Source organism: Streptomyces graminilatus (assembly GCF_001418565.1).
GTDB lineage: Bacteria > Actinomycetota > Actinomycetes > Streptomycetales > Streptomycetaceae > Streptomyces > Streptomyces graminilatus.
The window spans coordinates 1-8,219 of sequence record NZ_LIQQ01000399.1; the positions used below are offsets into that span (position 1 = coordinate 1).

Sequence of the window (8,219 nt, forward strand, 5' to 3'; positions counted from 1 at the left end):
GGACAAGGCGGGGCGGGATCGTTCGGCGGGGCTCGGGGCGTCCGCGCCGTCGGTCGCGCGGTGGCTCGGCGACATCCGTACGTACTTCCCGTCGTCCGTCGTCCAGGTCATGCAGCGGGACGCCATCGACCGGCTGGGCCTCTCGGCCCTGCTGCTGGAGCCCGAGATGCTGGAGGCGGTCGAGGCGGACGTCCACCTCGTCGGCACGCTGCTCTCCCTCAACAAGGCGATGCCGGAGACGACGAAGGAGACGGCGAGAGCGGTCGTACGCAAGGTCGTCGAGGACCTCGAGAAGAGGCTCGCCACGCGGACCCGGGCCACCCTCACCGGGGCGCTGGACCGCAGCGCCCGGATCAGCAGGCCACGCCATCACGACATCGACTGGAACCGCACGATCGCGGCCAACCTCAAGCACTACCTCCCCGAGTACCGCACGATCGTGCCGGAGCGGCTCATCGGGTACGGCCGCGCGTCCCAGTCGGTGAAGAAGGAGGTCGTCCTCTGCATCGACCAGTCGGGGTCGATGGCGGCGTCGGTGGTGTACGCGTCGGTGTTCGGAGCGGTACTGGCGTCCATGCGGTCGATCGACACCAGGCTCGTCGTCTTCGACACGGCGGTCGTCGACCTCACAGATCAACTCGACGATCCGGTGGATGTGCTGTTCGGCACGCAGCTCGGCGGCGGTACGGACATCAACCGGGCGCTCGCGTACTGCCAGTCGAAGATCACCCGGCCCGCCGAGACCGTCGTCGTGCTGATCAGCGACCTGTACGAGGGAGGCATACGCGACGAGATGCTCAAGCGGGTCGCCGCGATGAAGGCGTCCGGGGTGCAGTTCGTGACACTGCTCGCGCTGTCGGACGAGGGGGCGCCCGCGTACGACAGGGAGCACGCGGCGGCACTCGCCGCACTGGGCGCCCCGGCCTTCGCCTGCACGCCCGACCTGTTCCCGGACATCATGGCCGCGGCGATCGAGAAGCGCCCCCTGCCGATACCGGACACCAAGTAAGCCGGGTGAGCCGGGTGAACAGAGGGGGCTGCTCCGACTGCACGGAGTGCCAGGTCGGGCGCCGGCCTCCGTGCGCCCGCTCCGGGTGAACCCGTACGGCTGAATGTCGTCCTGAATGTCGTCGGTCCGGTCAGGGATCGGCCGGTGGACGGTGGGGAGCGCTTGCCGGAGGGCCGTCGAAACCGCTGGTGGGCGTTTCGGCGGCCTCACCAGGGCCGCCCCAGCCCGATGAGGCCTCACCTTTACGTCCTATGCCTTCGTAACGCGTCTTTACGCCCCGCGCGGAGGCCGATCCGAGGCCGATCGGAGATCGTCAATGGCACGCTGTGACAGGTATCACCGCTCAGGTGGGATTCCTGATTTAGGGACCTGCGGGGTGCGGCGATAACCTGCGGGACGGACATGCCGCGCGCTCGGACATCGTGTGCGCCACCCTTGTGACACGGCGGACGTCACGTTGCCCTTCGCGGCACGCCCACGCATCCAACGAACCGCGAGATCACTGATAGGGACGGACGCGCGTGGACCTGTTCGAGTACCAGGCGAGGGACCTCTTCGCCAAGCACGGTGTACCGGTGCTGGCCGGTGAAGTCATCGACACGCCTGAGGCGGCGCGCGCGGCGACCGAGCGTCTGGGCGGCAAGTCCGTCGTCAAGGCGCAGGTGAAGGTCGGTGGGCGCGGAAAGGCCGGCGGCGTGAAGCTCGCCGCCACCCCGGACGAGGCCGTCGCCCGCGCGACGGACATCCTCGGCATGGACATCAAGGGCCACACGGTCCACAAGGTGATGATCGCCGAGACCGCGCCCGAGATCGTCGAGGAGTACTACGTCTCGTACCTCCTCGACCGCACCAACCGCACCTTCCTCGCCATGGCGTCCGTCCAGGGCGGCGTGGAGATCGAGGTCGTCGCGGAGGAGAACCCCGAGGCCCTCGCGAAGGTCCCGGTCGACGCCAACGAAGGCGTGAGCATCGAGAAGGCCCGCGAGATCGTCGCCCAGGCGAAGTTCCCGGCCGAGGTCGCCGAGCAGGTCGCCGAGATCCTGGTGACGCTGTGGGACACCTTCATCAAGGAGGACGCCCTCCTCGTCGAGGTCAACCCCCTCGCGAAGGTCGCCTCCGGCAAGGTCATCGCCCTCGACGGCAAGGTGTCCCTGGACGAGAACGCCGAGTTCCGCCAGCCGGAGCACGAGGCGCTCGAGGACAAGGACGCGGCGAACCCGCTCGAGGCCGCCGCGAAGGCCAAGAACCTCAACTACGTCAAGCTCGACGGTGAGGTCGGCATCATCGGCAACGGCGCGGGTCTCGTCATGAGCACCCTCGACGTCGTCGCGTACGCCGGTGAGGCGCACGGTGGGGTCAAGCCCGCCAACTTCCTCGACATCGGCGGTGGCGCCTCCGCCGCCGTCATGGCGAACGGCCTGGAGATCATCCTCGGCGACCCGGACGTCAAGTCCGTCTTCGTCAACGTCTTCGGCGGCATCACCGCGTGCGACGAGGTCGCCAACGGCATCGTGCAGGCGCTGCAGCTCCTCGCGGACAAGGGCGAGGAAGTCACCAAGCCCCTCGTCGTCCGCCTCGACGGCAACAACGCCGAGCTGGGTCGCAAGATCCTCTCCGACGCCAACCACCCGCTGGTCCAGCGTGTGGACACCATGGACGGCGCGGCCGACAAGGCCGCCGAGCTCGCGGCTGCGAAGTAAGGGAAGAGGGACAGAACAGCCATGGCTATCTTCCTGAACAAGGACAGCAAGATCATCGTCCAGGGCATGACCGGTGCCACGGGCATGAAGCACACCAAGCTCATGCTGGCGGACGGCTCCAACATCGTCGGTGGCGTGAACCCCCGTAAGGCGGGCACCTCCGTCGACATCGACGGCACCGAGATCCCGGTCTTCGGCACGGTCGCCGAGGCGATGGAGAAGACGGGCGCGAACGTGTCCGTCCTCTTCGTACCGCCGGCCTTCGCCAAGGCCGCCGTGGTCGAGGCGATCGACGCGGAGATCCCCCTCGCGGTCGTCATCACCGAGGGCATCGCCGTCCACGACTCGGCCGCGTTCTACGCGTACGCCGTGGCGCAGGGCAACAAGACCCGGATCATCGGCCCGAACTGCCCCGGTCTCATCACCCCGGGCCAGTCGAACGCCGGCATCATCCCGGGCGACATCACGAAGCCGGGCCGTATCGGTCTGGTCTCGAAGTCGGGCACGCTGACGTACCAGATGATGTACGAGCTGCGTGACATCGGCTTCTCGTCGGCGGTCGGTATCGGTGGCGACCCGGTCATCGGGACGACGCACATCGACGCGCTGGCCGCGTTCGAGGCGGACCCCGACACCGAGCTGATCGTGATGATCGGTGAGATCGGTGGTGACGCGGAGGAGCGTGCCGCGGACTTCATCGCGAAGAACGTGACGAAGCCGGTTGTCGGTTACGTCGCCGGGTTCACCGCGCCCGAGGGCAAGACCATGGGTCACGCGGGTGCGATCGTGTCCGGTTCGTCCGGTACGGCTGCCGCGAAGAAGGAGGCCCTTGAGGCCGCCGGTGTCAAGGTCGGTAAGACGCCTACCGAGACGGCGAAGCTGGCGCGCGAGATTCTTGCCGGCTGACGTTTCTCACGGTCACTGGCGGTACTGAGCTGGACCTATGTGGGCCCGTTCCCTTTGTTGGGGCGGGCCCGCTGGCGTTGGTGCGGGTGCCGTGGATTACCGGGGTACCCGGCGTTGGGGGCTGTGCCCACCCGTTCCGCCCTGCGGAACGACTGCCCACAGCGGTGCGGCGGCGGGGTCAGGCGCAGGTGCGGGAACCGCGCCCGAAGGGGCGCGGGGAACTGCGCGGCCAACCCCCACCGGCCCGCGGACAAAGCCACCACCGACGCGAGCAGGGGCGCGGGGAACCGCGCGGCCAACCCCCACCGGCCCGCGGACAAAGCCACCGCCAGCCCAGCGGAGCGTTCAGCAGCCGCAGGCCGCCAGGGCCGTCGCCGTGCGGTCCAGGGCTGATTGGGCCGCGTCCCTGCTGGTCGTGTTGGCGGCCAGGAACGCGAACGCCAGGAGGCGGCCGTCGCGGTCGACGACCGTCCCCGCCAGGGCGTTCACCCCGGTCAGGGTGCCGGTCTTGGCCCGTACGACACCTGCCGCGCCGTCCGTGTAGCGGGCGGCCAGGGTGCCCGTGAACCCTGCCACCGGGAGGCCCGTGAGGGCCGCGCGGAGTTCGGGATGGGCCGGGTCGCCGGCCTTGGCCAGGAGGGCGGTGAGGAGGTTCGGGGTGAGGAGGTCGGCGCGGTTCAGACCGCTGCCGTCCGTGAACCGGGCGCCCGCCATGGGCAGTCCGAGCTTCGCCAGCCGGGTGCGGATGGCCTTGGCGCCACCGGCGAAATCCGGCCGGACGTGCGTGGCGAGCGCGGTCTGCCGGGCGAGGGCCTCCGCGATGTCGTTGTCGCTGTTGGTCAGCATGCGCTCGACGAGCGCGGAGAGCGGCGGCGAGGTGACCTTCGCGAGGGTCGTCGCGCGGCCCGTGGCCTTGGACGGGCCGGGGGAGGTCGTCCTGACGCCGTGCTTCGCCAGCAGGGCCGCGAAGGTACGGGCCGCGTCCGCCGCCGGTTCGGCGCTGCGGTCGGCCGTTCCGCTGGTCGTGTCGTTCAGACGGGCCTCGTCGGCCATCAGGGCGCTGACCGGCGCGAGGTTGCCGCCGTTGTCGGCCCCGATCGGGTGGAGTTCCGGGCCCGCGTAGAGCGTGGTGTCGTACGACAGCGTCACGTGCCGTACGCCGCGCTTGGTGAGCACGGCGGCCGTCGAGTCGGCCAGGGTGCGCAGGCTCGCCCAGCCCTCCGGGTCCGTACGGGCCGTCAGGGTGGGGTCGCCGCCCCCGACCAGGACGAGTTCGTTGGTGCCGGGCTCCAGGGCCGTCCGGGTGGTGATGCGGTGGTCGGGGCCCATCGCGGAGAGCGCGGCGACGGCTGTGGCGATCTTCGTGGTCGAGGCGGGGACGAGCGCCTGGCCCGCCCCCAGGCCGTACAGGCGCTTCCCGGTGGCGATGTCGACTACGGCGGCCGTCTGCCGGGTGCCGAGCGCGGGGTTCTTCAGGAGCGGGCCCAGCACGGCGGAGAGGGCGCTCGCGGTGGGCGCCGCCGTCACGGTGCCGGTGGCGCTGCCGAGGCCGGTCAGCACGGAGGGGGCGCTCGGCGCGGGCGCGGGCGCCCCTGCCGACGTACCGGAGGTGCCGGAGCTGTCGGACGTACCGGAATTACGACCGTGATCCGCGCCACCGAACCGCTCCTGGACGGCGGCCCAGTCCCGCTCGGCCGTACGCTGCCCGGAGGCGTCCCAGGGGCCGGCGGCGGTCACCACGCCGACGGTCAGGGCCAGTCCGGCGGTGGCGGCGCCCGCGGTGTAGTGCCAGGTCCGCAGGGGCTTCGGCATCGACAGCGAGACGGCCGTCAGCGCCTTGGGGCCGGGGAGGGCGGCGAGCTTCGGGCCGACGGCCCGTGTGATTCGCGCGACCTTCGGTTTCACGGCGGCTGTGGCCGCGGTCGTGGCTCTCGTGGCCCGTTCGAGTTGCGGGCGCACCGTCGCCGTCGCTCGTTCGAGTTGTGGTTTCACGGCTGCCGCGGCCCGTCCGAGCTGCGGTTTCACCGTTGCCGTGGCCCGGGTGAGTCGGGGTCCTACGGTGCGCGCGAGCCGCGCCACCCGCGGCCTCGCGGCCCGCCAAGGCCTCAGCTCTGGCACGACCACCAGCCCCTTTCGCGATCACACACCTGCGTGAGGGACACTTAACCACCAGAACTATGTGTTGATCATGGAGGAGCCACCGGTGGAGTTCGACGTCACGATCGAGATTCCGAAGGGTTCACGGAACAAGTACGAGGTGGACCACGAGACCGGTCGGATCCGCCTGGACCGTCGCCTGTTCACCTCGACCAGCTACCCGGCCGACTACGGCTTCGTCGAGAACACCCTCGGCGAGGACGGCGACCCGCTGGACGCGCTGGTCATCCTGGACGAGCCGACCTTCCCCGGCTGCCTCATCCAGTGCCGCGCGATCGGCATGTTCCGGATGACGGACGAGGCCGGCGGCGACGACAAGCTGCTGTGCGTGCCCGCGCACGACCCGCGCGTGGAGCACCTGCGGGACATCCACCACGTGTCGGAGTTCGACCGTCTGGAGATCCAGCACTTCTTCGAGGTCTACAAGGACTTGGAGCCCGGCAAGTCCGTCGAGGGCGCCAACTGGGTCGGCCGCGCCGACGCGGAGGCCGAGATCGAGCGGTCGTACAAGCGCCTCAAGGAGCAGGGCGGCCACTGAGGCTCCCGCACCCCGCTGTGCCTGAACGGGCCGCACGCACACGCGTGCGGCCCGTTCGCGCGTCTGTGCGCATACTGAGCCGTACTGAAGGGGAGCGCGCAGGGAGCGGATACGGAAGTGACGGACGAGGACCGCGAGCCGGCGGCGGACGAGGACCGTAAGCCAGTTTCGGACGAGGCCAGGGGCGGCAGCGGCGTCCACGCGGTTCCCGTGGCGGCCGGGGCCCCGGGCGGTGGTGACGGGGAGTCGTCCACCACCTCCGAGTTCGCGGTCCCCGAGGGGGCGACCCCGCCGAGGCCCGTGGTCGGTGAGGCCGAGACGACCTCCGAGTTCGCGCTGCCGGACGGGCTAGACGCGCCGCAGCCGCCCGGCGGTGACGCCGACGGGTCCGCCTTCAGCACCCCGAACACCTACCGGGCGCCCGCGTTCACGCCCCCCACGGGCATCCCCGTGGTGAGTCTCACCAAGGACGTGCCCTGGCAGGACCGGATGCGCACCATGCTGCGGATGCCGGTGGCCGAACGGCCCGGACTGGAACTGCCCCACAAGGTGACCGAGGAGGGCGGAGCGGCCGTCCCGCGCGTGCTCGACCTGACGCTGCGCATCGGCGAACTGCTGCTCGCGGGCGGCGAGGGCGCCGAGGACGTGGAGGCGGCCATGTTCGCCGTCTGCCGGTCCTACGCCCTGGACCGCTGCGAGCCGACCGTCACCTTCACCCTGCTGACGATCTCGTACCAGCCCTCGCTCGTCGAGGACCCGGTGTCGGCGTCACGGACGGTCCGGCGCCGGGGCACCGACTACACACGCCTGGCGGCCGTCTACCGGCTTGTGGACGACCTGAGCGACTCGGAGACCGGCACGTCTCTGGAAGAGGCTTACAGGCGCCTTGCGGAGATCCGGCGGAACCGGCACCCGTACCCGGGCTGGGGGCTCACCGTGGCCGCCGGGCTGCTCGCGGGCGCCGCCTCCATCCTTGTCGGCGGTGACCTGGTCGTCTTCGTGGCGGCGGCGCTCGGCGCGATGCTCGGCGACCGGCTGGCGTGGCTGTGCGCGGGGCGCGGGCTGCCGGAGTTCTACCAGTTCACGGTGGCCGCGATGCCGGCGGCGGCGATCGGGGTCGCGCTGACGGCCGCGCACGTGGACGTGAAGGCGTCCGCCGTGGTCACCGGCGGACTGTTCGCGCTGCTGCCCGGGCGGGCGCTGGTGGCCGGGGTGCAGGACGGGCTGACCGGGTTCTACATCACCGCGTCCGCCCGCCTGCTGGAGGTCATGTACCTCTTCGTCGGCATCATCGTCGGGGTGCTGCTGGTCCTGTACTTCGGCGTGAAACTGGGCGCCGAACTCAACCCCGACGCGGCGCTGGGGAGCGTGCAGCGGCCCCTGTGGCAGATCGGGGCGTCCATGCTGGTGTCGCTGACCTTCGCGGTCATGCTCCAGCAGGAACGTTCCACCGTGCTGATCGTGACGCTCAACGGGGGTGTCGCGTGGAGCGTGTACGGCGCGATGCACTACACCGGCGGCTTCTCGCCGGTGGCCTCCACGGCCGTCGCGGCGGGCCTGGTGGGGCTGTTCGGGCAGTTGCTGTCCCGGTACCGGTACGCGTCCGCCCTGCCGTACACCACGGCGGCCATCGGGCCCCTGCTGCCCGGGTCGGCGACGTACTTCGGGCTGTTGTCGATCGCACAGAACGACATGGACGCGGGGTTGGTGTCGCTGACCAAGGCGGCGGCGCTGGCCATGGCCATCGCCATCGGGGTGAATCTGGGGTCGGAGATCTCGCGGTTGTTCCTGCGGGTGCCGAGCGGCTCCGCCGGGGGTCGGCGGGCCGCGAAGCGGACCCGGGGGTTTTAGTTCCGGGTCCGCTTGGTCGGCGTTGGGCGCCTAGGAGCTGGGGGGGGCTGGCCTTCGG

The 8,219-nt window shown here is 70.7% G+C and carries 6 protein-coding genes; 5 read left to right on the forward strand and 1 reads right to left on the reverse strand.

Annotation, left to right across the window (positions count from 1 at the left end):
• The 3 genes from AOK08_RS30425 to sucD all read left to right on the forward strand — a co-directional run.
• A partial coding sequence (locus AOK08_RS30425) for a VWA domain-containing protein (RefSeq protein ID WP_055532036.1) occupies nucleotides 1–1,009 on the forward strand: 1,009 nt, incomplete at its 5' end.
• Between the two features lie 521 nt (nucleotides 1,010–1,530).
• Entirely contained in the window at nucleotides 1,531–2,709 is a 1,179-nt protein-coding gene (gene sucC, locus AOK08_RS30430; RefSeq protein WP_055532038.1) for an ADP-forming succinate--CoA ligase subunit beta, read from the forward strand.
• Between the two features lie 21 nt (nucleotides 2,710–2,730).
• The gene (sucD, locus tag AOK08_RS30435) at nucleotides 2,731–3,615 is read left to right on the forward strand and encodes a succinate--CoA ligase subunit alpha (RefSeq protein WP_055532039.1); all 885 of its coding nucleotides are present in this window, start codon (nucleotides 2,731–2,733) and stop codon (nucleotides 3,613–3,615) included.
• A 345-nt stretch (nucleotides 3,616–3,960) separates the two neighbouring features.
• On the opposite strand, the gene dacB is transcribed toward sucD, so the two are convergent.
• Nucleotides 3,961–5,739: a D-alanyl-D-alanine carboxypeptidase/D-alanyl-D-alanine endopeptidase gene (gene dacB, locus AOK08_RS30440; protein ID WP_079054364.1), complete on the reverse strand. Its 1,779-nt coding sequence runs from the start codon at nucleotides 5,737–5,739 to the stop codon at nucleotides 3,961–3,963.
• A 79-nt stretch (nucleotides 5,740–5,818) separates the two neighbouring features.
• Between dacB and AOK08_RS30445 the strand changes: the two genes are divergently transcribed.
• The gene (locus tag AOK08_RS30445; protein ID WP_053746895.1) at nucleotides 5,819–6,310 is read left to right on the forward strand and encodes an inorganic diphosphatase; all 492 of its coding nucleotides are present in this window, start codon (nucleotides 5,819–5,821) and stop codon (nucleotides 6,308–6,310) included.
• A 117-nt stretch (nucleotides 6,311–6,427) separates the two neighbouring features.
• Nucleotides 6,428–8,161 (forward strand): threonine/serine exporter family protein, encoded by a 1,734-nt coding sequence (locus tag AOK08_RS30450; protein WP_198539438.1) that lies wholly within the window; start codon nucleotides 6,428–6,430, stop codon nucleotides 8,159–8,161.
• The last annotated feature ends 58 nt before the right edge of the window (nucleotides 8,162–8,219 follow it).

Coding starts and splice junctions, on each gene's coding strand:
- sucD (WP_055532039.1), top strand. CDS start 2,731: ATGGCTATCTTCCTGAACAAGGACAGCAAGATCATCGTCCAGGGCATG.